This is a genomic window from Streptomyces sp. QH1-20 (assembly GCF_041283565.1).
Lineage (GTDB): Bacteria > Actinomycetota > Actinomycetes > Streptomycetales > Streptomycetaceae > Streptomyces > Streptomyces syringius.
Genome location: NZ_CP166299.1, coordinates 3,457,084 through 3,480,804 on the forward strand (window position 1 = coordinate 3,457,084; position 23,721 = coordinate 3,480,804).

At 72.5% G+C, this 23,721-nt stretch carries 17 protein-coding genes; 6 read left to right on the forward strand and 11 right to left on the reverse strand.

Features of this window, described 5'->3' with window-relative positions; translation table 11 throughout:
* Nucleotides 1-205 precede the first annotated feature (205 nt).
* Nucleotides 206-409 (forward strand): DUF397 domain-containing protein, encoded by a 204-nt coding sequence (locus AB8O64_RS15445; RefSeq protein ID WP_130879085.1) that lies wholly within the window; start codon nt 206-208, stop codon nt 407-409.
* 147 nt (nt 410-556) lie between these two features.
* Here AB8O64_RS15445 and AB8O64_RS15450 read toward each other — a convergent pair whose 3' ends face one another.
* A complete protein-coding gene (locus AB8O64_RS15450) occupies nt 557-1,399 on the reverse strand; it encodes a hypothetical protein (RefSeq protein WP_370419692.1) in 843 nt (280 codons plus the stop codon).
* A gap of 143 nt (nt 1,400-1,542) precedes the next feature.
* Between AB8O64_RS15450 and AB8O64_RS15455 the strand changes: the two genes are divergently transcribed.
* Nucleotides 1,543-2,325, forward strand: coding sequence for an SDR family oxidoreductase (locus AB8O64_RS15455; RefSeq protein ID WP_370419693.1), 783 nt, complete (start codon nt 1,543-1,545; stop codon nt 2,323-2,325).
* A gap of 73 nt (nt 2,326-2,398) precedes the next feature.
* Here the strand turns inward: AB8O64_RS15455 and AB8O64_RS15460 are convergent, their stop codons facing one another.
* The 3 genes from AB8O64_RS15460 to AB8O64_RS15470 all read right to left on the reverse strand — a co-directional run bounded on the left by AB8O64_RS15460 (nt 2,399) and on the right by AB8O64_RS15470 (nt 7,223).
* Nucleotides 2,399-3,517, reverse strand: a complete 1,119-nt coding sequence (locus tag AB8O64_RS15460) for a hypothetical protein (RefSeq protein ID WP_370419694.1) — start codon at nt 3,515-3,517, stop codon at nt 2,399-2,401.
* 83 nt (nt 3,518-3,600) lie between these two features.
* Nucleotides 3,601-6,195: a bifunctional FO biosynthesis protein CofGH gene (locus AB8O64_RS15465; RefSeq protein WP_370419695.1), complete on the reverse strand. Its 2,595-nt coding sequence runs from the start codon at nt 6,193-6,195 to the stop codon at nt 3,601-3,603.
* Between the two features lie 170 nt (nt 6,196-6,365).
* Complete coding sequence (locus AB8O64_RS15470; RefSeq protein ID WP_370419696.1) at nt 6,366-7,223, reverse strand: TIGR03619 family F420-dependent LLM class oxidoreductase; 858 nt, start codon at nt 7,221-7,223, stop codon at nt 6,366-6,368.
* 229 nt (nt 7,224-7,452) lie between these two features.
* Here AB8O64_RS15470 and AB8O64_RS15475 point away from each other — a divergent pair, with 229 nt between their 5' ends.
* Nucleotides 7,453-8,958, forward strand: a complete 1,506-nt coding sequence (locus AB8O64_RS15475) for a CehA/McbA family metallohydrolase (protein WP_370419697.1) — start codon at nt 7,453-7,455, stop codon at nt 8,956-8,958.
* 169 nt (nt 8,959-9,127) lie between these two features.
* Here the strand turns inward: AB8O64_RS15475 and AB8O64_RS15480 are convergent, their stop codons facing one another.
* From AB8O64_RS15480 to AB8O64_RS15505, 6 genes are all read right to left on the reverse strand, one after another.
* A complete protein-coding gene (locus AB8O64_RS15480; protein ID WP_370419698.1) occupies nt 9,128-10,714 on the reverse strand; it encodes an APC family permease in 1,587 nt (528 codons plus the stop codon).
* A gap of 235 nt (nt 10,715-10,949) precedes the next feature.
* Nucleotides 10,950-12,704: an amidohydrolase family protein gene (locus AB8O64_RS15485; protein WP_370419699.1), complete on the reverse strand. Its 1,755-nt coding sequence runs from the start codon at nt 12,702-12,704 to the stop codon at nt 10,950-10,952.
* Between the two features lie 187 nt (nt 12,705-12,891).
* Nucleotides 12,892-14,019: an LLM class flavin-dependent oxidoreductase gene (locus tag AB8O64_RS15490; RefSeq protein ID WP_370419700.1), complete on the reverse strand. Its 1,128-nt coding sequence runs from the start codon at nt 14,017-14,019 to the stop codon at nt 12,892-12,894.
* A 129-nt stretch (nt 14,020-14,148) separates the two neighbouring features.
* Nucleotides 14,149-14,910, reverse strand: coding sequence for an SDR family NAD(P)-dependent oxidoreductase (locus AB8O64_RS15495; RefSeq protein WP_370419701.1), 762 nt, complete (start codon nt 14,908-14,910; stop codon nt 14,149-14,151).
* Nucleotides 14,911-15,066: 156 nt separating this feature from the next.
* A complete protein-coding gene (locus AB8O64_RS15500) occupies nt 15,067-15,978 on the reverse strand; it encodes a TIGR03619 family F420-dependent LLM class oxidoreductase (RefSeq protein ID WP_370423873.1) in 912 nt (303 codons plus the stop codon).
* A gap of 76 nt (nt 15,979-16,054) precedes the next feature.
* The gene (locus AB8O64_RS15505; RefSeq protein WP_370419702.1) at nt 16,055-17,284 is read right to left on the reverse strand and encodes an amidohydrolase family protein; all 1,230 of its coding nucleotides are present in this window, start codon (nt 17,282-17,284) and stop codon (nt 16,055-16,057) included.
* A gap of 152 nt (nt 17,285-17,436) precedes the next feature.
* On the opposite strand from AB8O64_RS15505, the gene AB8O64_RS15510 reads away from it, so the two are divergent.
* The 3 genes from AB8O64_RS15510 (at nt 17,437) to AB8O64_RS15520 (ending at nt 21,705) form a co-directional block, all read left to right on the forward strand.
* Complete coding sequence (locus tag AB8O64_RS15510; RefSeq protein WP_370419703.1) at nt 17,437-20,370, forward strand: BTAD domain-containing putative transcriptional regulator; 2,934 nt, start codon at nt 17,437-17,439, stop codon at nt 20,368-20,370.
* A gap of 505 nt (nt 20,371-20,875) precedes the next feature.
* Nucleotides 20,876-21,037, forward strand: coding sequence for a hypothetical protein (locus tag AB8O64_RS15515; protein WP_362217637.1), 162 nt, complete (start codon nt 20,876-20,878; stop codon nt 21,035-21,037).
* A 449-nt stretch (nt 21,038-21,486) separates the two neighbouring features.
* Entirely contained in the window at nt 21,487-21,705 is a 219-nt protein-coding gene (locus tag AB8O64_RS15520) for a hypothetical protein (protein WP_370419704.1), read from the forward strand.
* 304 nt (nt 21,706-22,009) lie between these two features.
* On the opposite strand, the gene AB8O64_RS15525 is transcribed toward AB8O64_RS15520, so the two are convergent.
* Nucleotides 22,010-23,704 (reverse strand): FadD3 family acyl-CoA ligase, encoded by a 1,695-nt coding sequence (locus AB8O64_RS15525; protein ID WP_370419705.1) that lies wholly within the window; start codon nt 23,702-23,704, stop codon nt 22,010-22,012.
* Between the last annotated feature and the right edge of the window lie 17 nt (nt 23,705-23,721).

A 23,721-nucleotide genomic window follows, 5' to 3' on the forward strand; every position in this document is an offset into this window, starting at 1 on the left:
GGCCCGATGGGCCCGGTGGCGGCCCGGTGGCGTGAAAGTGGCGCACCGTACACCCGAGGCCGCTGTCTGGGAAGAGGCGCCTGGAATATGCCATCCGGTCGAGTGAACAGGCCATTCATCAGGTGATGTTGGCGCGTAACGTCGAGATCGCTTCGGGAAACCGGCGTTGAAACGACAGACAGCATTCACAGGCATCGGAGTAATCATGGCTATTCACCAGGGAAAGACCACGTGGCGGAAGTCCTCCCACTCGCTCGCCAACGGCGACTGCGTGGAGGTCGCCTCCCCTCTCCCGCAGGCCATCGCGGTCCGTGACTCCAAGGACCCGCAGGGACCCACCCTCACCTTCACCCCCCACGCCTGGTCCTCGTTCGTGACGACCGTCAACGACGGCTCGTACGACCTCTGACCCCGGCGTTCCGTTCCGGCTCTGATTGACCATCCATACGCAGTTCCGCGCACAGCCCTCTCGTCTGAAAGCCGTCGTGGCCGAGGGGGCTTGCCATCACCCCCCACAGGCACCGTGCGGGCGGCTTCCGCGCCTCCACGGTCGTCGTCAGCGCAGTTCGTCCACGTAACGATCGGTGCCGGGGACGGTCGGGATGAAGGGGGCGGCGAGTTCGACCCGGCCGAGGCCGGTGCGTTCGACGTCCGCCCCGCGCCCGGCGAAGTGTTCCTCCCAGCAAACGCGTGGGTCGCGCTCGAGGAACCACAGCAGGGTCAGCCGGGTGTCCACTCCCTCGACCTGCGGCACATAGCTCATGCGGTCACCGGGCAGCGGTGTCGGCCGGAAGACGGTGACCATCGCGGCCGGGGATCCGGTGAGGCGCTCCGGGAGCCGCTCGGTGCCCAGCCACCGCAGCAGTTCTTCCCGCTCGCGCGGCCCGTTCGCGTCGATGACCTCCAGGACCAGGCCCGCGTAGGGGTGGTCGAGCGCATGGAAGTCCCGCGGCCCCTCGGCGCCGTCCCGGTAGACCGTCGCCTCGTGGTCCTGGAAGGCCGTGAAGACATGGCGGCGGGCCTGGTGGACGCGGCCGTCGCGATGCAGCCGCTTGTTGATGCCGACGGTCCACCGCATGTGCTCGTCGTAGCGCCCCTCGGTGATCCAGTAGACCGACAGATAGCAGCCGGCGGTGACCGGCCGGGCGACGGCGGACTCCGCCGGGTGACGCAGCTCCCGCAGCTCCCGGGTGGCCACCCAGCGGCGGCCGGCGTAGATCCACGGCATGGCCATGGCGCCGGCGATGAAGTGATCGTCCTCGTACCAGCGGTTGTACGCGCGCTCCTGGCCCGGGTCCGGCTCGACCAGGGTGATCAGGGCGTGCCCGGGGCGCACCCCGTAAGGCCCGACGGAGGCCAGCTCGCCGTAGACCCGGGCGCGGGTGTCGTCATTCGTCATGACCCACAGGTCTAGCTGACATAGCGTCAAATGGGGAGACGTCGGCAGAGGCGGGCGAGGTATGGCGCCACCGCGGCGCGCGGACCTACCCTGAATACCACCTGACGTCACGTCAGTTCTGCTGTCACGGGAGGTGCCGTCCCATGCTGCTGCGCGGCAAGACCGTACTCGTGTCCGGCGTCGGCCCCGGTCTCGGCGGGCAGGTGGCGGCGGCGTGCGTCCGCGACGGGGCCCGGGTCGTCCTCGGCGCCCGGACCGCGGCGAACCTCGCCCGGACCGCCGCGGCCATCGACCCGTCGGGCGAACGCACGGCCCGTCTCGCCACGGACATCACCGACCAGACCCAGTGCGACGCCCTCGCCGGCGCCGCCACCGACCGCTTCGGGCGTCTCGACGCGGTCGTCCACGTCGCGGCCCTGGACCGGCACTTCGGCGGCCTGGAGGACGCGGACTTCGCGGCGTGGCGGCAGGTGCTCGACGTCAATCTCCTCGGCGCGCTGCGGCTGACCCGCGCCTGCTTGCCGGCGCTCGGGAAGCGGGGCGGCTCGGTCGTCCTCATCGGCACCCAGTCCTCGGTGGCCGCACCCACCCAGGTCCGCCAGACCGCGTACGCCGCGTCCAAGGGCGCCCTCGTCTCGGCGATGTACTCGCTGGCGCGCGAGCTGGGCCCGCGCCGCATCCGGGTCAACACCGTGCAGCCCGGCTGGATGTGGGGGCCGCCGGTGCGTGAGCACGTCCGGCGCACCGCCCTGAGCGAGGGGGTGCCCGAGGAGGTCGTACGGGCCCGGCTCACCGACCGGATGGCGCTGCCGGACCTCGCGACGGACGGGGACGTGGCGGAGGCCGTCGTCTTCCTGGCCTCCGACCGCGCGCGGGCGATCACCGGTCAGTCGCTGCTGGTGAACGCCGGGGAAGTGATGCGCTGACCCGCGCGGCGGGCCGGATCACACCGGGTGGTTCGCGCTCGGCCCCCGCGCCGAGCGCGTCCCGCTCACTCCTTCAGTCCTTCGCGGGCCGGACCGTGCTCATGATCTTGTCGATCTGGGCCTCGGTCAGCGCGTCGGGGACGCCCTGGTCGGCGTAGATCACCCAGCCGTGGAAGGTGCCGTCCGGCAGCTTCTGGGCGATGCTCTTCACGATCGCGGTGGGCGGGACGCAGTCGCTCGGGCGGTTCTTGACGGTCACCTTGGCGGTGGCGGTCCAGCCCTCGATGCCGTTGGCCTTCCAGGCCTTCTCGTCCTTGATCTCGATCTTGGGCTTGTTGCTCAGGCCGCCGTAGGCCATCATGCCCCAGTTGCCCGCCCAGTTGCGGGCGTTCTCCTTGAGGTCCAGGTCCTTGCCGCCGCCCGTGGTGCCGACGGAGGCGAGCTGACCCTTGCCCGCCTCACCGATGGTGTCGGGGTTGGCGTTGGAGGAGCAGCCGCCCTCGCGGTAGCTCGCGATCTCCCGCATCACGACGACGGGCTTGCCGTTGTCCGTGTAGGAAATGGCGGTGCCCTGCGGGGCGACGTTCCACTTGTCGGCCTTGGCGGGCACGTCGTAGCGGTAGTTGTGCTCCTCGCTGGTCTGCGTCTGCCAGCCGGCGACCTTCGGCGGCGGGCCGGACGGGCTCGTCCCGCCGTTGCCCGGGGTGGGCTCCTGGGTCGGCTGCGCCGGGGCGCCGGAGGCCTGCGGGCCGCCCTTGCCCGCCTCGGGCTTCTCCTCGTCGCCGCCGTTGAACAGGAAGAACGCACCGCCGCCGATGACGGCCAGCGCCACGACGCCGCCGATGACGGCGAGCATCGTCTTGTTGCGGCCGCCACCACGCGGCGGCTCCGGCTGCGGTGGAGCCTGCTGGTACTGCGGGGGCATCTGCTGGTGCTGGGGCGGCTGCGCACCGTACGGCTGCGGAGGCTGCGGAGGCATCCCGTGCTGCTGCTGGGGCGGCTGCGGCGGCATCCCCTGCGGGGGCTGCGGAGGCGTCTGCTGGTGCTGGGGCTGCTGCGGGGGCAGTGACACCGCCGGCTGCTGGGCGGTGGGCGTCCACGCGGGCGGCGGACCGAAGCCCTGCTGCGGGGGCTGAGGGGGCTGCCCGCCCTGGGGCTGCTGGGGATCCTGCGGGTTCTGTGGCCAAGACATGGCCGACACCCTATGCATGATCCGTCGCCGCCCGGCCAGCGAGCGGCGACAAATCGGCAACAAGCAGGCGCCGGGCCCGTGCGCTACTCCCCCAGCACCGGCAGCAGGTCCGGAAGGTGACCGTCGGAGGCGAGCGCCGCGGCCTGCCGCTCCTCGGACACCTCGCCGTAGAGCGTCGTACGCGGCCGGGACGGGCGGCCCGCGGCCTCCGCGATGGCGACGAGATCCTGGATCGAGCGGTACGAACCGTAGGAGGAGCCCGCCATCCGGGAGATGGTCTCCTCCATCAGCGTGCCGCCCAGGTCGTTGGCGCCCGAGCGCAGCATCTCGGCCGCGCCCTCGGCGCCCAGCTTCACCCAGCTCGTCTGGATGTTCGTGATGTGCGGGTGGAGCAGCACCCGGGCCATCGCCGTGACCGCGCGGTTGTCCCGGGTGGTGGGGCCGGGGCGGGCGATGCCGGCGAGGTAGACGGGGGCGTTGGTGTGGATGAAGGGCAGGGTCACGAACTCGGTGAAGCCGCCGGTCTCCTGCTGGATCGCGGTGAGCTGCCGGAAGTGTCCCAGCCAGTGGCGGGGCTGGTCCACGTGCCCGTACATCATCGTGGAGGAGGACCGGATACCCAGCTCGTGTGCGGTCCGGACGACCTCGACCCAGGTGGCGGTCGGCAGCTTGCCCTTGGTGAGGACCCAGCGGACCTCGTCGTCGAGGATCTCGGCGGCGGTGCCCGGGATGCTGTCGAGCCCGGCTTCCTTGGCCGCGGTCAGCCACTCCCGGATGGACAGGCCGGTGCGCGTCGCGCCGTTGACGACCTCCATCGGCGAGAAGGCGTGCACATGCATGCCCGGGACGCGCTCCTTCACCGCCCGGGCGATGTCGAAGTAGGCCGTGCCGGGCAGGTCGGGGTGGATCCCGCCCTGCATGCAGACCTCGGTCGCGCCGACCTGCCAGGCCTGCTCGGCGCGGTCGGCGACCTGGGAGAGCGAGAGGGTGTAGGCGTCGGCGTCGGTGCGCCGCTGCGCGAAGGCGCAGAAGCGGCAGCCGGTGTAGCAGACGTTGGTGAAGTTGATGTTCCGCGTGACGATGTAGGTGACGTCGTCGCCGACGGTGGCGCGGCGCAGGTCGTCGGCGATGCGGCAGAGGGCGTCGAGGGCGGGGCCGTCGGCGTGCAGGAGGGTCAGGGCCTCGGCGTCGGTCAGCCGGGTGGGGTCGTCGGCGGCCTGCTTCAGCGCCTGCTTGACGTCGCCGTCGAGCCGGGAGGGGACCATGCCGGGGGCTGCGGCCTCGCGGAGCGCCTCCCAGTCGCCGTACACCTCGTCGAAGTCGTCGCGGCGGTCCGCGGTGCGGCCTTCGGTGTCGATGGTGTGGTGCAGGTCCGTGCGCCCCGCGGCGACGAACACGTCCTCGGGCTCCTGCCAGGGGTGGCCCTCGATGACGGCGTCCTCGCGGGCCAGGCCGGTGGCCGAGTCGGCGAGGGCGCGGACGTGCGGCAGCAGACGGGGGTCGAGCCAGGGCTCGCCGCGCTGGATGAACTCGGGGTAGACCGCGAGGCGTTCGCGCAGCTCGAAGCCGGCGGCGGCCGAGTGCTCGGCGAGTTCGTCGATGTGCGGCCAGGGGCGCTCGGGGTTGACGTGGTCCGGGGTGACCGGGGAGACGCCGCCCCAGTCGTCGATGCCGGCGCCGATGAGCCGCGCGTACTCCCCGGCGACCAGGTTGGGCGGGGCCTGGAGGCAGGCGGAGGGGCCCATGATGTGCCGGGCGACGGCGACGGTGGCGACCAGTTCGTCCAGCTCGGCGTCCGGCATGCCGCGCATCGCCGTGTCCGGCTTGGCGCGGAAGTTCTGCAGGATGAGTTCCTGGATGCCGTGGTAGGCGCGGGAGATCCGGCGCAGCGCGAACAGCGACTCGGCGCGCTCCTCGTACGTCTCGCCGATGCCGATCAGCAGGCCGCTGGTGAAGGGGACGGAGCTGCGCCCCGCGTCCTCCAGGACGCGCAGCCGGACGGCCGGCTCCTTGTCCGGGGAGCCGTGGTGAGGGCCGCCGGGCTCGCTCCACAGCCGGGTGGCGGTGGTCTCCAGCATCATGCCCATGGAGGGCGCCACGGGCTTGAGCCGCTGGAAGTCCGTCCAGGTCATGACGCCGGGGTTGAGGTGCGGCAGCAGCCCGGTCTCCTCCAGGATGCGGATGGCCATCGCTCGCACGTAGGCGATGGTGTCGTCGTACCCCTCGGCCTCCAGCCACTCGCGCGCCTCGGGCCAGCGGTCCTCGGGCTTGTCGCCGAGGGTGATCAGCGCTTCCTTGCAGCCCATTTCGGCGCCGCGGCGGGCGATGTCCAGTACCTCGTCCGGGGACATGAACATCCCGTGGCCGGCGCGGCGGAGCTTGCCGGGGACGGTGGCGAAGGTGCAGTAGTGGCACTTGTCGCGGCAGAGGCGGGTGAGCGGGATGAAGACGCTCTTGGAGTAGGTGATGACGCCGGGGCGGCCGGCGGCTTCGAGGCCCGCGTCCCGCACGCGCGCGGCGGACGCGCACAGGTCCGCCAGGTCCTCGCCGCGTGCCTGGAGCAGCACCGCGGCCTCGGTGACGTCCAGCGCGACCCCGTCGCGGGCCCGCCTGAGCGCGCGACGCATGGCGTTCGCGGTCGGTGCTGCCTGCTCGGGTCCCTGCGCGCTCGAAGTCATTGTCCGAGCATACGAGCGGGAACCGACAACTCCAGAGGGCGCCCGGGTGGATCCGTGTGCCACTGATCACGTCAGACGGAGGCACCCTCCGGCATGCGTTCAGTACCCGGGGAACAGCGCCTGACCAGCGGCGCCGAACGGGCGGACGGAAGGGCTCGGGCCGGCCCCGCCTAGAGGAATTCGGCCAGCGCGTCCAGGGCCCGCACCACGACCGCGTCGTCGGCCGAGGGCAGCCCCACCACGACCTCTTCGATGCCCTGGTCGGCGAGGTGCGCGAGCTTCTCGGCCGAGGGGTGCACGGCGTACGGCACGACCACCGGCTCCCCGGGCCGCCCGGCCGCCCGCCACGCCCGGCGCAGCGCGGGCAGCGCCTCGCCCAGACCGCCGCCGCCGACGGGCAGCCAGCCGTCCGCGTACTCCGCGACGTGGGAGAAGAGCCCCGGCCCGGCGCCTCCGCCGATCAGGGTGCGCGGCCCCACGAGCGGCTCCGCGCCCTCCCGGGAGCGCGGCGCCCGGACGGGCTTGGGGTGCGCGAGGCTCGCCCGGACGGAGCCGAACTCGCCCGCGTAGGCCGTCGGTTCCTCGGTCCACAGCGCGCGCATCAGGGCCATCCGGTCCCGTACCAGCCGCCTCCGCGAGCTCCACTCCACGCCGTGGTCGTCGGCCTCTTCCACGTTCCACCCGAAGCCGACGCCGAGGGTGAACCGGCCGTCGCTCACGAAGTCGAGCGAGGCGACCTGTTTGGCGAGCACGATCGGATCGTGCTGGGCCACCAGCGTGACGCCCGTGCCGATCGCGAGCCGCTCGGTGACGGCCGCGGCCTGCGCGAGCGCGACGAACGGGTCCAGGCCCCGGCCGTACTCGCGCGGCAGCGGGTCGCCCCCGGGCCACGGGGTCCGGCGGCAGGCCGGGATGTGGGTGTGCTCGGGCAGGAAGAGACCGGCGAAGCCGCGCTGCTCCAGCTCCCGGGCGAGCCGGACCGGGCTGATCGTCTCGTCGGTGAGGAAGATCGTGGTGGCGATCCGCATGCGGTGGCACCTCCGTCGTGGCGTGTCCCAACCGTATGCTCTACCACCCTCCGGCGGTCCGCGCGACAAGCGGACGAGCGCCGAGGGACACCCGGCGGCGGCAACCGGCCGCCGCACCCCGCCCACGGCCGACCGCGCGCCGCAACTCACCCGTCCGTACCCGTTCCCCTGTGCGCCACCCGGGCGTACAACGATGACGGGGCGACCCTTCCGACCCAGGGGGCCACGGATGCACCGACGCGAAATGCTCAGGATGGCGGCTGTCGCGGGCGCGGCGGGCGTGCTTACGCTCGACGGTGTGACGTTCGCCCACGCCGACGGGCCCGGTGGGGCCCGTGGCCGCCCCGCGTCCGAGACCCGCAAGGTCACCGGCCGGCTGCCGACCGGTGCGCCCGACTTCGTCCACCTCCCCGTGGAAGTGCCGCGCGGTGTCCGCGAGATCGCCGTCTCCTACACCTACGACAGACCCGCCGTACCGGCCGGGGTCCAGGGCAACGCCTGCGACATCGGCATCTTCGACGAGCGGGGCACGGAGCTGGGCGGGCCCGGCTTCCGGGGCTGGTCGGGCGGCGCCCGTACGGAGTTCGCGATCAGCGCCGAGCGGGCCACCCCCGGCTATCTCGCGGGCCCGGTCCGGCCCGGCACCTGGCACGTCGTCCTCGGCCCGTACACGGTGGCGCCGCAGGGCCTGGCGTACGAGGTGACGGTCACCCTGCGGTACGGGCCGCCGGGCGTCACCCCGGCGCCGGTGTATCCGCCGCAGCGCGCCAAGGGGCGCGGCCGCGCCTGGTACCGGGGCGACAACCACCTGCACAGCGTGCACTCCGACGGCAAGCGGACCCCCGCCGAGGTCGCCGCGGCGGCGCGGGCCGCCGGGCTGGACTGGATCACGACGACCGAGCACAACACCACGTCGTCGCACGGCGCGTGGGAGGGGTTGTGGGCGGACGACTTCCTCATCCTGACCGGCGAGGAGGTGACGACCCGCAACGGCCACGTCGTGGCGCTCGGCATCGACCCCGGCGTGTTCGTCGACTGGCGCTACCGGGCCCGCGACAACGCCTTCGGCCGGTTCTCCCGCCGGATCCGCCAGGCGGGTGGGCTCGTCGTCCCCGCCCACCCGCACGCCACCTGTGTCGGCTGCAACTGGAAGTTCGGGTTCAACGAGGCCGACGCGGTGGAGGTCTGGAACGGCCCGTACACCCCGGACGACGAGATCGCCCTCGCGGAGTGGGACAACGCCCTGGTCGCCGCGGTCCGGCGGGGCAGGCCCTGGCTGCCCGCGATCGGCAACAGCGACGCGCACCGCGAGCCGCAGGTCGTCGGCCATCCGCAGACCGTCGTCCTGGCCGAGGACCTGTCCCGGACCGCCCTGCTGGCCGGCATCCGGGCCGGCCGCTGCTGGATCGCGGAGTCCTCGGCCGTCGGTCTGTCCTTCTCCGCCTCCGGCGGGCGCGGCGCCCACGCGGGCATCGGCGAGCGGCTGCGCGTGGACCGGGACGCGCCCGTCACCGTCCGGCTGGACGTCACCGGGGCGGCGGGCTGTTCGGCCTCGTTCGTCACCGACCAGGGCCGGCTGTTCACCACCCCGGTGCCCGCCGACGGGAAGGTGGAGTGGCGGACGACCGCCTCGTACGCCGCGTACGTCCGGGCGGAGGTCCGCCACCCGCCCGCCGACGGCGGGGCGGGGGCGTTTGCCGCGCTGACGAATCCGGTCTTTTTGGGGTGGGCTTAGCCTGGCCGGCTGATGGCGGCTGAGCTCAGCCGGAAACAAGCCCGTCCGGCGATTGAGGACACGGCACAGCAGCTCGTCCGGCGCTTGGGGACGCGCCGCAGGGCGCTCGCCGCCGCAGGCGGCACAGGCAGCACAGGCGGCCCGCAGCCGAGGACCGGCCGGCCGGACCCTAGTCCTCCACGACCAGGGCTGGGGTGGACCGGGTGAGCACTTCGCCCCGGAAGAACGCGGGGCTGCGGCGCCGCATCACCAGCATGATGACCACGCCGACCAGCAGCAGGCCCACGCCGATGACGAAGACCGAGCCGACCCCGAGGACGGAGCTGCCGCTGCCGTAGGAGGGGTCCCACATGTCGTACAGGGTCTTGCCGAAGACGGCCGCCAGCAGCAGGCCGCCCAGCACCGGGAAGACGCCCTTGAAGAACGCGTCGCGCACCGACCGGCGCAGCTCGGCGCGGAAGAACCAGGCACAGGCGAAGGCCGTGATCGAGTAGTAGAAGCAGATCATCAGGCCGAGGGCGTAGACGGTGTCGATCAGGACGTTCTGGCTGAGGAAGCTCATCACCGCGTAGAAGACGCCGGTGGCGACGCCCGCCGCGATGGTGGCGAGGCCCGGGGACTTGAAGCGCGGGTGGATGCGTGCGAAGGAGGGCGGCAGCGCCTGGTAGGCGCTCATCGCCAGGACCGTGCGGGCGACCGGGATGAAGGTGGTCTGGAGGCTGGCGGCGGCGGAGGCGAGGACGGCCACGAAGAGCAGGACGCCCAGGGCCGTGCCCATGACGGGGTCGGCGAGTGCCGCGAAGACGTTGTCGGAGGTCTCGGGGTTGCCGAGGCCGGTGCCCTGCTCGCCGACGCCGGAGAACATCTGGGCGGCGACGGCGGTCAGCAGATACGAGCCGACGAGGACGACCATGGCGACGAGCGCGGCCCGGCCGGGGGTCCTGGCGCTGCCCTCGGTCTCCTCGTTGACCGTCAGACAGGCGTCCCAGCCCCAGAACATGAAGATCGACAGGGACAGTCCGGCGGTGAAGGCCGCGAAGGACTGCACGGCGAAGGGGTTCATCCACGACCACGAGAAGTCGATGGAGCCGGGCAGGTCGCCGGAGCGGGCCTTGGAGATGGCCATCGCGATGAATACGGCGAGCACGGCCAGTTGGAGTCCGACGAGCGCGTACTGCACACCCTTGGTCGCGGTCATGCCGCGATAGCTGACGGCGGTCGCGACAGCGATGAAGGCCAGGCAGGTCAGGACGTGGACGGGCCGGTTGTCGTCCAGCGCGGCGAGCGCGTCACTGCCGGTGAGTTCACCCAGCAGCAGATAGAAGAAGGAGGTCGCGACACCGGCGAGATTGGACAGCACGATGATCGTCGCGATGACCAGACCCCAGCCGCACATCCAGCCGACGCGGGGGCCGAAGGCCCGCACCGTCCAGGTGAAGGAGGTGCCGCAGTCGGGGATCGCCTTGTTCAGCTCGCGGTAGGCGAAGGCGACGAGCAGCATCGGCAGGAATCCGGCCAGGAAGACGGCGGGCATCTGCACGCCGACCTGGCCGACGGTCGGGCCGAGGGTGGAGGTCAGGCAGTAGACGGGCGCGACGGTGGAGATACCGATGACGGCACTGCCGAGCAGCCCGACGGAATTGCCGCTGAGCCCCTTGGTACGCACTTCTCCCGCGTCACCGGCTTGATCAACGCCGCCGCGGGCGACGCTCATTACCGTGTCTCCGGCCCGGGGCCGTGGATGTACCTGAACCATGGGCAGGACGTTAAGTGCTGCTGTTTCCGCATCCGGAGGGTTGCGGTCCAGGGGAAGCGCCTTGAACGTATGCGCCGATTCGGGGAGTTGACCTGACAAAGAAAGGCGAAGCGTGGGTTACGGCAGGTAACACCAAGGGGTAAACCCGAGGTGACCGGATTGCGGGAACCGCAGCAGCGCACCTTTTGTCCGGGTTCAAAAATTTCCCGTGCCCCGTGCGCGAGCCCCGGCCGTCTCAGTGGGTGGTCCCCACCGTCTCGGTGTCCCGCCCCGACCGCAGCACCACCCCGGGCACCGCGCCGGTCGTCACGTCGTGCCGGACCGTCTCGACGCCGTTCACCCGCACGCTGACCACCCCGCGCGCCCGGGCGTCCAGCCGGGGGCCGTCGCCCGGCAGGTCGTGGACGAGCGTGGCCGGGCCCGCGTCGATCCGGTCCGGGTCGAAGAGCACGAGGTCCGCGTGCCAGCCCCGCGCGATCCGGCCGCGGCCGCGCAGCCCGAACAGCCGCGCCGGGTCGTCCGTCAGCATCCGCACGGCCCGCTCCAGGGGCACCAGCTTCCGGCCGCGCAGACAGTCCCCGAGGAAACGCGTCGTGTACGGCGCCCCGCACATCCGGTCCAGATGCGCCCCCGCGTCCGAGCCGCCGAGCAGCACGTCCTCGTGCTCCCAGGTGCGCCGCCGCAGCTCCCAGCTGGCGGGGTCGTTGTCCGTCGGCATCGGCCACAGGACCGTGCGCAGCTCGTCGGCGGCGCAGATGTCGACCAGGCACGTGAAGGGGTCCGTGCCGCGCTCGGCGGCGATGTCGCGCACGACCCGGCCGGTCAGGCCCTCGTTCTCCTTCGCGTAGGTGTCGCCGATCACGTACCGCCCGAAGTCGGCCAGCCGCCGGAAGACCCCGGCCTCCTCGCTGTGCGCGCACCGCAGCAGCTCCGCCCGGACGGACGCCTCGCGCAGAGCGGCGATGCGCCGCGCCACGGGCAGGGCCAGGGTCTCGCCCCAGCCGGGGATGAGGTTCAGGGCGCAGAAGGTGCCGAGCGACATGTTCATGGGGGTCAGGATGGGCATGGTCAGCGCGACGATCCGGCCGCCCGCCGCGCGGGCCCGCGCACTCGCGGCGAGCTGGCGCGGCACGCGCTCGGGGACGGCGGCGTCGATGGTGAGGACGTTCCAGTTCAACGGGCGCCCGGCGGCGGCCGTCATCCCCACCAGGAGGTCGATCTCCTCGTCCGCGAACCGGTCCAGGCACCCGGCGACAATGGCCTCGATCTGGGTGCCCTCGTGCTCGCCGACGGCCCGGGACAGCGCGAGCAGCTCCTCGGGGAGCGCGTGCCGGGAGGCCACGGGCCGGCCGTCGCCGTCGGTGTGGGTGGTCGACTGGGTGGTGGAGAGCCCCCAGGCACCCGCGTCCATCGCCTCGTGGAGCAGGGTGAGCAGCTGCTTCGACTGCTGCGCGTCGGGTCTGCCGCCCACGGCAGCGGGGCCCATCACATGCCGGCGCAGCGCGCAGTGTCCCACCATGAACCCGGCGTTGACGGCGATCCGGCCGTCCAGGGCGTCGAGGTACTCGCCGAAGGACGACCAGGTCCAGGGCGCGCCCTCCTCCAGGGCCGTCAGCGACATGCCCTCGACCTTGCTCATCATCCGCCGGGTGTAGTCGGCGTCCGCGGGGCGGCCGGGGTGGAGCGGGGCGAGACTGAAGCCGCAGTTGCCGCCGACGACGGTGGTCACGCCGTGGCTCATGGACGGGGTGGCGTAGGGGTCCCAGAAGAGCTGCGCGTCGTAGTGGGTGTGCGGGTCGATGAACCCCGGTGCGAGGACGAGCCCCCGCGCGTCCTCCTCGGTCCGTGCCCGGCGGTTCACCCGCCCGCCGACCACCGCCGTCGTGCCGACCACCGCGATCCGCCCGTCCTCGATGCCGACGTCCGCGACGAACGGGGGTGCCCCGGTGCCGTCGACGACGGTGGCGCGCCGGATCAGGTGGTCGAGCATGGTGGGTCCTCTCTGCGGTCCGGGGCGGAGGCTGCCGACGGTCAGAGGGCGAGAAGGGCCGGGCGGTGTGCGGGCGCGGTGCACGCGCGCGTGGGCTCCGGTGCACGGACGCGGGGCACGCGCGCGTGCCGGGAAGGGCCGGGGCGGCGGCCCGGGAGGCGCCGCCCCGGTGCGGGTGGGCGTCCGCTCAGGACCCGGCGGCCTGGCGGAAGCGCGTGGTGCGGTGCACGGGGTCCGTGTCGATCTTCGGGATGACGTGCTCGCCGATCAGCCGGATGCTCTCCATGGTGTGCTCGTACGGCACCCCGATCGGCAGGCCGAACGACAGCTGGTCCGCGCCCGCCTGCTCCCAGCGCTTGCACTGGCGGAAGACCTCGTCGGGGTCGCCGCAGATCATCAGCTCCTCAGCGATGAGCAGCTCGATGATCTCCTCGGTGTACTCGGGCAGCAGCTCCGGCCACTCGGGGATGCCCTCGGGCCGGGGGAAGGTGTCGTGGTAGCGGAAGAGCAGCGACTGCAGATGGTTCAGCCCGCCGTTCACCGCGATCTCGACGGCCTTGGCGTGCGTCTCCGCGCAGATCGCGGTCGAGGTCACCATCACGTTGTCGTTGACGAAGGCCCCGACGGGCTCCGCCTGCTCGACCGCCGTCTTGTAGGACTCGACGACCCACTCCATGTCGGAGACCTTCTGCACGCTGAAGCCCAGCACGCCCAGCCCCTTGCGGCCCGCCATGGCGTACGAGGACGGCGACCCGGCGGCGTACCACATCGCCGGGTGGGAGGGCCCGTACGGCTTCGGCAGGATCTTGCGGGCGGGCAGGGACCAGTGGGTGCCCTGGAAGCCCTCGTACTCCTCCTGGAGCCACATCTTGGGGAACTCGGCGATGGTCTCTTCCCAGATCTCCTTGGTGTGGTTCATGTCGGTGACGCCCGGCAGGAATCCGAGGATCTCGTGGCTGCCCGCGCCCCGCCCGGACCCGAACTCGAACCGCCCGCCCGAGAGGTGGTCGAGCATGGCGACCTTCTCGGCGACCTTGGCGGGGTGGTTGACCTGGGGCAGGGGGTTGAAGATCCCCGAGCCGAGGTGGATGCGCTCGGTCGCGTGCGCGAGGTAGCCGAGGAAGACGTCATTGGCGGAGAGGTGCGAGTACTCGTCGAGGAAGTGGTGCTCGGAGGCCCAGGCGTATTTGAAGCCCGACGCGTCCGCCTGGATGACGTACTCGGTCTCCTCCATCAGCGCGTGGTGCTCGGCCTCGGGGTCGACCGCCGAACGGCTCGCCGGCACATATCCCTGCACAAAGATCCCGAATTCCACGGAGGTTCACCGTCCCTGTGATTCTGACGCATCGTCAGGTACGCAGACTCTGGCACCGGTGACAGAGGGCGTCAAGACGGCCGGACGGGGCCCGGGGCGACCCCTGCGGCGGGCTCTCGCCATGACCCGTCATGAGGGGAGCGGCACTCCCGCCAGCCATCCGCCGTCGATGACGACCGGCTGTCCGGTGAGGTACGAGGAGTCGTCCGACGTCAGGAACAGCGCCGCGCGCGCCACCTCCTCCGGCCGTCCGAGCCGCCCCAGCGGCACCAGCTTGCGGAACATCTCCTCCAGACCCGCTCCCGCCCCACCGCCCGGGTTCGTCATCGGGGTGTCGATCCCGCCCGGGCACAGCGCGTTGACCCGGATGCCCCGGCCCGCCAGCTCCAGCGCCGCCACCCGCGTCATGGCCACGACGGCGCCCTTGGTCGCCGCGTAGGCGGTGAGGGTGGCCAGGCCCGCCAGGGCCACGTACGAGGCCGTGTTGACGATCGTCCCGCCCCCCGCCGCCGCCAGCTCGGGCGCCGCGGTCCGCATCCCCAGGAACGGGCCGATCTGGTTGACCCGGACGACCTCCTGGTACACGGCGAGAGAGGTGCGCTCCAGCTCGCCGTGGCGCAGGATGCCGGCGTTGTTGACCAGCCCGTCCAGCCTGCCGAAGCTCTCCTTCGCGAGGGCGACGGCCGCCGCCCAGTCCGCCTCCTCACCCACGTCGAGGTGGACGTAGCGGGCGCACTCCCCCAGGTCCTTCGCCACGGCCGTGCCCGCGTCGTCCAGGACGTCGGCGAGGACCACCTTCGCCCCTTCGGCCGCGAAGAGCCGCGCTTCCCACTCGCCCTGTCCCCGCGCCGCGCCGGTGATGAGCACGACGCGCCCGTCCAGCTTGCCCATGACGTTCCCCTTCGGGTCCTGGTCGGCGGCTCACCCGCCGTTTCGTCTGCCGTCTGCGGCGGCCGGCGCCCTGCGGGCGCGTCCTCAAACGCCGGACGGGCTGGTTCGGGCTGAGCTCAGCCGAAACCAGGCCCGTGCGGCGCTTCCGGACACGTCCTAGTCGTCGAGATGCGGAGCCACCGCATCCGCGAAGCCCGCCATCTGGTCGAGGAGTTCGGGCAGGTCGCGACAGCGGAAGCGCACCTGGATCTGGTCCGCGCCGATCGCCCGGTAGGCGCGCAGCGACTCCGCGAGCGCTTCCGGGCTCCCGGTCAGCGTGCGCGGGCCGGTGTCCCAGCCGGGCGTGCCCACGTACAGCGGCTCGGTGATGGCCCCGATCGCGAAGGGCCCGTCCTTTCCCGCTTCGGCGCGCAGCCGCCGCAGCCGGGCCACGCGGCTCGGCAGCTGCCCGCGGCGGTCGCCCTGCGACAGCCAGCCGTCGCCCTTGAGCGCCGCCCGGCGCAGGGCGACGGCGGAGGAGCCGCCCACCCAGAGCGGCGGCCGGGGCGTCCGCGCCGGCCGCGGGGCCTGGCCGAGGCCGTGGAAGGAGAACCGCTCGCCGTGGAACTCGGGGTACTCCCCCGGTCCCAACGCCGCCTTCAGCGCGTCGATCGTCTCGTCCAGGACCGCCCCGCGCTGCCCGAAGTCCGCGCCCAGCGCCGCGAACTCCTCCTCGACGTGACCCGCGCCGACCCCGAGGACCAGCCGTCCTCCCGAGAGCCGGTCCACCGTCGCGTACTGCTTCGCGGTGATCAGCGGGTGCCGCAGTCCGGCGACGGCCACATGGCTCATCAGCAGGGTCCGCTCGGTGGCGGCGGCGAGGAAGGCGAGGGTGGCCACGGGGTCGTACCAGACGGTGCCCATGGTGGTGGCGAGGCGCGCGGGGACGGCCACGTGGTCGCAGGTCGCGAGGTAGGCGAACCCGAGCCGGTCGGCGGTCCGGGCGATCTCCAGCAGCTCGGCGGGCCCGGCGGCGGCCTCCCAGGGCTCGGCGTAGAGGGTGCTCTGCGACTGGACGGGCAGCTGCATGCCGTACGACAGCCGGTCCGGCGGCAGGACGCGCAGTCCGTGGCGGGGGCCGCGCTCCCCGCCCGGCGGCGGCGGGTCAGGCACGGCCCGCTCCCGCCCACAGTCCGTCCGGGGTGAGCCCCAGCAGGTCGATCGCGTTGCCCCGCACGATGCGTTCGACCACCTCGGGCGCCAGGTGCCCCATCTGCTCCTCGCCGATCTCCTTCGACCTGGGCCAGGTGGAGTCGGAGTGCGGGTAGTCGGTCTCGTACAGCACGTTCCGGTCCCCGATGGCGTCGAGGTTGCGCAGACCGAAGGCGTCGTCGAAGAAGCAGCCGTACACGTGCTCGGCGAACAGCTCGGACGGCGGACGGAGCACCTTGTCGGCGACGCCGCCCCAGCCCCGGTTCTCCTCCCAGACCACGTCCGCGCGCTCGAGAATGTACGGGATCCAGCCGATCTGGCCCTCGGCGTACATGATCCGGAGGTTCGGGAAACGGTCGAACTTCCCCGACATCAGCCAGTCGGTCATCGAGAAGCAGCAGTTGGCGAAGGTGATGGTCGAACCCACCGCGGGTGGTGCGTCGGCGGAGGTCGACGGCATGCGCGAGGAGGAGCCGATGTGCATGGCGATGACGGTCCCGGTCTCGTCGCAGGCGCGCAGGAAGGGGTCCCAGGCGTCGGTGTGGACGGACGGCAGCCCCAGGTGCGGCGGTATCTCGGAGAAACAGACGGCCCGCACCCCGCGCGCGGCGTTACGGCGCACCTCCTCGGCGGCCAGTTCCGCGTCCCACAGCGGTACGAGCGTGAGCGGGATCAGCCTTCCGTGCGCCTGGGGGCCGCACCACTCCTCGACCATCCAGTCGTTGTAGGCCCGTACGCCCAGCAGCCCGAGCTCACGGTCGCGTGCCTCGGTGAAGGTCTGCCCGCAAAAGCGGGGAAAGGTAGGAAAACAGAGCGCCGACTGCACGTGGTTGACGTCCATGTCGGCCAGCCGCTCCGGCACGCTGTAGGAGCCGGGCCGCATCTGCTCGTAGGTGATTCCTTCGAGCTTGATGTCATCCCTGGAGTATCCGACGGCGGTATCAAGCCGAGTGAGAGGACGGTGCAAATCCTCATAGACCCACCAGTCCGCCACCGGCCCGTCGTCACCGGGTGCGCCCATCTTCGGCGCGAACCTGCCGCCCACGAAGGTCATCTCCTTCAGCGGCGCCCGTACGATCCGGGGTCCGACGTCGTGGAATTTCGTCGGAAGTCGGTCCCGCCAGACGTTGGGGGGCTCGACCGTGTGGTCGTCCACCGAGATTATCTTCGGGAAGCTCTCCATGGCCGACACGGTAGCGCCGAACTGACGGACCGTCAGCTATGTGGTGAGGTGGTCCTTGGCAGGCCTTGTGGAGAGGCCGGACCCCTGCTGACGTAGAGGCCCCGAACAAGGCAGACTGGCCGGTGCGACCGAGCAGGACACAGGGGGTCACAATGGCCGGCGACACAGGGCACGGGCAGCAACTGCGCTTCACCGTGCTCGGGCCCGTCCGCGCCTGGCGCGGCGACGAACTGCTGCACAGCGGCTCACCCCAGCAGCGGGCGCTCCTCGCGGCGCTGCTGCTGCGCGGCGGCCGCACCGCCACCGCGCCCGAGCTCGTCGACGCCCTCTGGGGCGAGGAACCCCCGCACGCCGCCCTCGCCGCCCTGCGGACGTACGCCTCCCGGCTGCGCAAGGCGTTCGGCCCCGACGCCGACGCCCTGGTCAGCGAGTCCGGCGGCTACGCGATACGCGTCGGCGCCGGCGGCCTCGACATCGACACGGCCGAGCGCCTGGCCGCCGAGGCCGAGAAGGCCCGCGCCGCCGGCGACCGCTGCGGCGCCCGCCGGCTCATCAACGACGCGCTCGACGTCTGGGACGGCGAGCCGCTCGCGGGCCTGTCCGGCCCGTACGCCGACACCCAGCGCACCCGGCTGGAGGAGTGGCGCCTGAGCCTGCTGGAGACCCGGCTCGACCTGGACCTCGAGGTCGGCTGCCACGCCGAGGCCGTCTCCGAGCTGACCGCCCTGACCGCCGCGCACCCGCTGCGCGAGCGACTGCGGGAGCTCCTGATGCTCGCCCTCTACCGCAGCGGCCGCCAGGCCGAGGCCCTCGCCGTCTACGCCGACACCCGCCGGCTGCTGGCCGACGAGCTGGGCGTCGACCCCTGTGCCGAGCTCTCCGAGCTCCAGCAGCGCATCCTCCAGGCCGACGCCGACCTCACCATCCACTTCAGCGCGGACGACCGCCCCACCGCCGGGCCCGCCTTCGTACGCCCCGCCCAGCTCCCGGCGACCGTCTCCGACTTCACCGGCCGCACCGCCTTCGTCCACGAGCTGAGCGACCAGCTCGCCACCGCCGAGGGCCGCGTCATGGCGGTCTCCGCGGTCGCGGGCATCGGCGGCGTCGGCAAGACGACGCTGGCGGTGCACGTCGCCCACGCCGCCCGCCACCACTTCCCGGACGGCCAGCTGTATGTGGACCTCCAGGGCACCGGGCCCGTGGTCGCCGAGCCGGAGGCCGTGCTGGGCTCCTTCCTGCGGGCCCTCGGAATCCCCGACTCCGCCATCCCGGACGGTGTCGAGGAACGGTCCGCGCTCTTCCGCTCCACCCTCGACGGCCGCCGGGTGCTGACCCTGCTGGACAACGCCCGCGACGCCGCCCAGGTCCGCCCGCTGCTGCCGGGCACCGAGGGCTGCGCGGCGCTCGTCACCAGCCGCTCCCGCATGGTCGACCTCGCCGGCGCCCACCTCGTCGACCTCGATGTGATGAGCCCCGAGGAAGCACTCGTCCTCTTCACCCGCATCGTCGGCAACGAGCGCGTGGGCGCCGAGCGCGACGCCGCCATGGACGTCGTCGCCGCCTGCGGCTTCCTGCCGCTCGCCATCCGCATCGCCGCCTCCCGGCTGGCCGCCCGCCGCACCTGGACCGTCTCCGTCCTCGCCCGCAAGCTCGGCGACGAGCGCCGCCGCCTCGACGAGCTCCGGGCCGGCGACCTCGCCGTGAAGGCCACCTTCGAGCTCGGCTACGGCCAGCTGGAGCCCGCCCAGGCCCGCGCCTTCCGCCTCCTCGGCCTCGCCGACGGTCCCGACTTCTCGCTCGCCGCCGCGGCCGCCGTGCTCGATCTCGACCCCGACGACACCGAGGAACTGCTGGAGTCGCTGGTCGACACCTCGCTCCTGGAATCCGCGGCTCCGGGCCGCTACCGCTACCACGACCTCCTGCGTCTCTACGCGCGTGCGTGCGCCGAGCGCGACGAGCAGCCGCCCGCCGAACGGGACGCCGCGATGTCCCGCCTGCTGGACTTCTACCTGGCCACGGCGGCCGGCGTGTACGTCCTCGAGCGCCCCGGCGACCAGCTCCTCGCCCACCTCACGCCCACCACGCACCCGGGCCTGACCTTCACCGACCGGGGCGCGGCGAGCGACTGGCTCTTCGCCGAGGCCGGCTGTCTGCTCGCCTGCGTACGGCAGCACGCGAACACCACCGGCCTCACCCTGCGCCGCGCCGTCGACCTGCTGCTGGCCGCCAAGGACCTCGCCGAGTCGGGCGCCGACTCCCGCCAGTACGAGCAGGCCGCGACGGCCCTGCTGGCCGCCACCCAGGCGGCGGGCGACGGGCGGGCGGAAGGGCGCGCGCGGACCGTGCTCACCCATGTGCACAGCCTGGCGGGCCGGTTCGACCAGGCGGACGAGCAGGCCCGGCACGCCGTCCTGCTCGGCCGCGCCTGCGCCGACCCCATCCCCTGCTGCTACGCCTCGAACAACCGCGGCATCATCGCCATCTACCAGCACCGCCATCAGGACGCCGAGACCTACATCGGCCAGGCCCTCGCCGCGTTCCGCGCCGACGGCAACCGCCCCGGCGAGGCCAGCGCGCTCAGCAACCTCTCCCGGACGCACCTGGACATGGGCCGCATCCAGTCCGCGGTCAGCCTCGCCGAGCAGGCACTCGCCATCTACCGCGAGATCAACGTCTCCTGGCGGCACGCCAACGGCCTCTACGCCTACGGGGTGGCCCTGACCCGCGCCGGGCGACACGACGAGGCCCTGGCGCAGCTCACCGAGGCCCTGCCGGTCTTCCGGGACAACCGGCAGCGGCTGTGGGAGGGCATGACGCTCTTCCGGATGGCCGAGCTGTACTTCGCAGGCCGCAAGCCCGCCCAGGCGGCGGCCCACGCGGAGCAGGCCCTGGCGCAGCTGCGCGGCATCGGCGGGGAATGGCGGCGCGGCAATGTCCTGACCGTCCTCGGCCGCTGCCTCGACGCCCTGGGCCAGCCGGGGCGCGCCCACGCCTGCTGGGCGGAGGCACTGACCATCTTCGAGCAGCTCGGCTCGTCGGAAGCGGCGGACGTACGCGGGTTATTGGCTCCCGCGGCGGCGGCGTAGGGCGGGGCTGCTGCCGGGGGCGGCGCGTAGCGCTGTCGGCGCGAGGCGGCGTTCGGCGCGAGACTTCACCGGCGCGCGGCGTCCCGTTTCACGCCGGGTGCGCCACCGGTGGTGATGTCCGTACGCGGAGCCCCGTCGGCCGCATGTGAATGTTGTAGGGCGCACCGGGCGTATTTCCGGGGCGTATCGGGGGCGCGACGCCTGGCTTTCAGGGGCTTGTCGGCGGCGTTTCCAGCTGTGTCGCAGCCGGTCCGGAGGCCGTCCGCGGCCGTACAACCCCCGCCAAAACCCTTTCACGTGGCCGTTCATCGATCGTTTATCGCGGCACGCCAGTCTTATCCCTGTCGATCCGTCGCGTCGGGGGGCAGGCGGGTCGTAGGTGAGGCCTCACCTCTAGGGTGAACAGCCCTTATGCCCGTCCGGCGGTCCTCGGGGGAGTCGCCGGGCGGGTTACGCAATCCCCATCACACCAAACGACTCGCACTGACCAACGGAGTTGATCGCCATGAGCGACGACAAGAAGAAGACGCTCAAGCCCGTCATAGCCACACCGCAGGACGATCACGCCACCGGCGGCACGCTCGCCGCGCCGCTGGACGATCACGCGACGGGTAAGCCTCCGTTCGTGGTGCAGGACGATCACGCCACGACCGAGAAGCCTTTCTGAATCGAGCGCATCTGATCGAGCGCATCTGATCGGCCGGGAATCCCGACCCGGGGGGGCATGCGGAACTCCCGGCCGATCAGCAGTCCCTCCCGGTGGACCACGGGGGAAACACGGGGGAGCACGGGGGATCGAGGTCCACCGGGGGGACGCAGCACGGGGGACAACGGGGGACCGACAGGGGCCGGCGTCGACGGCACGGAGGGGGAGCCGTCGACGCGGGCCCCTGCGGCGTTGTCGCCCCCGCGGCGTACGGGCGTACGTGGGCCGGTGCCCATCACACCGCCCACGCCCGTACGCCGCGAAGCCACGACCTCGCGGGCCGCCCACTGTGGCGCGGATGCCCAACAGGCCCCGGAGGCACTGCTTTCCGGCCCAAAACCGCGTATGCCCGCTTCCCCGCCGATACGTTCACTGAGAAGTGCACAGCCACCCCCAGCAGAGGAGTCACCATGACGCGCACGATGACCCGTACCAAGAAGGCCTTCGCCATATTCGCCCTCGCGGCGGTCGGTGTGGCCGTCGCCGCCCTGCCGGCCGCGGCCGACGACCACACCACCTCCCAGGGGCGCGGCGTGCTGGCCCTGCAGTCGCCGGCGGGCAACGGCCCGCAGGACGACCACACCACCGGGGGCTCCGACGACCACACCACCGACGTCCGACTGGGCTGACGCGCGCCCGTCCACGTCGATCCGGTAAGGCTGTAAGGCCGCCGGCCGACCCGGTTCCGGCCCGTCCGGTTCCAGCCCGTCCGGTTCCGGCCTGTCGGGCGGTCGCTCCGGGCGGGCAGGCGCACGAAGCGCCCGGCATCGGCGAAGGGGCGCGCCCCGCGGGAGGCGCGGCCGGTCAGGAACATCGCGGCTCCGCCCGGTCGACACAGGGACCGGACGGGGTAGTACGTCCGCCCGACCGCGCCCTCCCGCCCTCCCCTTCAAGGGACCCTGCGTGGGGTGCGACATCAGGCCAAGGTGCGCACTACGCGCCCGTGCCCGGACCTTCCGGCGTGTGTGCCGCTCCCGTGGGCCCGCCGCGCTCCCGCAACTGCCCCTTGAGGACCTTCCCCGAGGCGTTGCGGGGTAGCCCGGTGACGAATTCGACCTCGCGCGGGACCTTGTAATTGGCCATCTGCCGACGGGCCCAGGCGATCAACGCAGCGGCCGTGAGCTCCTCCCCGGCCGCCTCGCCCGACGCCGGCGCCAAGGCGTCGTCGTCGCGCAGCACCACGAATGCCTTGCCCACCTCGCCGAGGCGCTCGTCGGGGATTCCCACGACGGCGACCTCCGCGATCCGCGGGTGCCGGGCCAGCGACTGCTCGACCTCGGCCGGGTACACATTGAAGCCGCCGACGATGAACATGTCCTTGAGCCGGTCGGTGACCTGGAGGTTTCCCCCGGCATCCAGGACGCCGATGTCGCCGGTGTGCAGCCAGCCGGCGGGGTCGACGGCCTGAGCGGTGGCTTCCGGATCCTCGAAGTAACCGCTCATGACCTGGTACCCCCGCACGAGGATCTCGCCGGGCTCACCGGGCGGCAGCGCCGCACCGTCGGGCCCCACCACCTTGACCTCGGTGTCCGGGATGGCCCGGCCCGACGTCCCGGCGATGACCTCGGCCGGGTCGCCCCGTCGGCACATCGTCACCACGCCGGTCGCCTCGCTCATGCCGTAGGCGGTCAGCACGGTCGTGATTTTCAGCTCGGCACGCAACCGGTCGACCAGACGGCGGGGCACGACGGCCGCTCCCGTCACCACCAGCCGCAGGGGCGACAGGTCGTGTGCCCGCCGGGCCGGATGGTCGAGCAGCGACTGGTGCAGGGTGGGCGGGCCGGGCAGCACGGAGATGCGCTCGGCCGCGATGTTGGCCAGCACCGCGTCCGCCGTGAAGACCGGCTGCGGGACCATCGTCGCGCCGCGCATGATGCTCGCGATGACACCCGCCTTGTAACCGAAGGTGTGGAAGAAGGGGTTGACGATCAGATAGCGGTCCCCTTCCACCAGCCCGGCCAGCTCGCTCCAGACGCCGAAGGTCCGCAGCGTCTGCGCGTGGGTGACGACCGCTCCCTTGGGCTCGCCCGTGGTGCCGGACGTGAAGATGATGTCGGAGGGGTCCTCCGTCCCGATGGCGTCGGCCCGGGCCCGGACGACCGAACCGGGTACCGCCCCGCCCGCGGCGAGAAACTCCTTCCAGGTGCGGAAGTCCGCCGGCGCGTCCTCTGCCAGGACGACGACATCGCGCAGATCCGGCAGACCGGACAGCGGGCCGCCCTTTCCGCCCTCCGTCGGGCCACCGGCGGCGGCACGCAGTGCGGCGACGTAGGAGGTGCCGAGGAAGGTGCCGGTGATGAACAGCATCCGGGCGCGGGTGCGCGCCAGCACCCGAGCAGCCTCGGCGCCCTTGAAGCGCGTGTTGACGGGGACGAGGACCGCGCCGGCCGTGACGGCGCCCAGGGCGGAGACGACCCAGTCCAGGGTGTTGGGGGCCCAGATCGCGACGCGGTCGCCGCGCTCGACACCGGCGGCGAGGCACGCGGCGGCCGCCCGCTCGACGCGCTCCCCGAGCCGCCGGTAGCTGAGCCGGGTCCGGCCCTCGACCACGGCCTCCCGGTCGGCGTACCGCCGGGCGGCCGTGCGGACCAGCAGGGGTATGGAGGTGAATTCCAGATCGCCGCGCATCGCATGCCCTCCCCCGG

What these genes read in the sequence shown, in the direction of transcription:
- AB8O64_RS15445 (WP_130879085.1), top strand. Translation starts at nt 206, where the DNA reads ATGGCTATTCACCAGGGAAAGACCACGTGGCGGAAGTCCTCCCACTCG.
- AB8O64_RS15450 (WP_370419692.1), bottom strand. Translation starts at nt 1,399, where the DNA reads ATGACGAATGACGACACCCGCGCCCGGGTCTACGGCGAGCTGGCCTCC.
- AB8O64_RS15455 (WP_370419693.1), top strand. Translation starts at nt 1,543, where the DNA reads ATGCTGCTGCGCGGCAAGACCGTACTCGTGTCCGGCGTCGGCCCCGGT.
- AB8O64_RS15460 (WP_370419694.1), bottom strand. Translation starts at nt 3,517, where the DNA reads ATGTCTTGGCCACAGAACCCGCAGGATCCCCAGCAGCCCCAGGGCGGG.
- AB8O64_RS15465 (WP_370419695.1), bottom strand. Translation starts at nt 6,195, where the DNA reads ATGACTTCGAGCGCGCAGGGACCCGAGCAGGCAGCACCGACCGCGAAC.
- AB8O64_RS15470 (WP_370419696.1), bottom strand. Translation starts at nt 7,223, where the DNA reads ATGCGGATCGCCACCACGATCTTCCTCACCGACGAGACGATCAGCCCG.
- AB8O64_RS15475 (WP_370419697.1), top strand. Translation starts at nt 7,453, where the DNA reads ATGCACCGACGCGAAATGCTCAGGATGGCGGCTGTCGCGGGCGCGGCG.
- AB8O64_RS15480 (WP_370419698.1), bottom strand. Translation starts at nt 10,714, where the DNA reads ATGGTTCAGGTACATCCACGGCCCCGGGCCGGAGACACGGTAATGAGC.
- AB8O64_RS15485 (WP_370419699.1), bottom strand. Translation starts at nt 12,704, where the DNA reads ATGCTCGACCACCTGATCCGGCGCGCCACCGTCGTCGACGGCACCGGG.
- AB8O64_RS15495 (WP_370419701.1), bottom strand. Translation starts at nt 14,910, where the DNA reads ATGGGCAAGCTGGACGGGCGCGTCGTGCTCATCACCGGCGCGGCGCGG.
- AB8O64_RS15500 (WP_370423873.1), bottom strand. Translation starts at nt 15,978, where the DNA reads ATGCAGCTGCCCGTCCAGTCGCAGAGCACCCTCTACGCCGAGCCCTGG.
- AB8O64_RS15505 (WP_370419702.1), bottom strand. Translation starts at nt 17,284, where the DNA reads ATGGAGAGCTTCCCGAAGATAATCTCGGTGGACGACCACACGGTCGAG.
- AB8O64_RS15510 (WP_370419703.1), top strand. Translation starts at nt 17,437, where the DNA reads ATGGCCGGCGACACAGGGCACGGGCAGCAACTGCGCTTCACCGTGCTC.
- AB8O64_RS15515 (WP_362217637.1), top strand. Translation starts at nt 20,876, where the DNA reads ATGAGCGACGACAAGAAGAAGACGCTCAAGCCCGTCATAGCCACACCG.
- AB8O64_RS15520 (WP_370419704.1), top strand. Translation starts at nt 21,487, where the DNA reads ATGACGCGCACGATGACCCGTACCAAGAAGGCCTTCGCCATATTCGCC.
- AB8O64_RS15525 (WP_370419705.1), bottom strand. Translation starts at nt 23,704, where the DNA reads ATGCGCGGCGATCTGGAATTCACCTCCATACCCCTGCTGGTCCGCACG.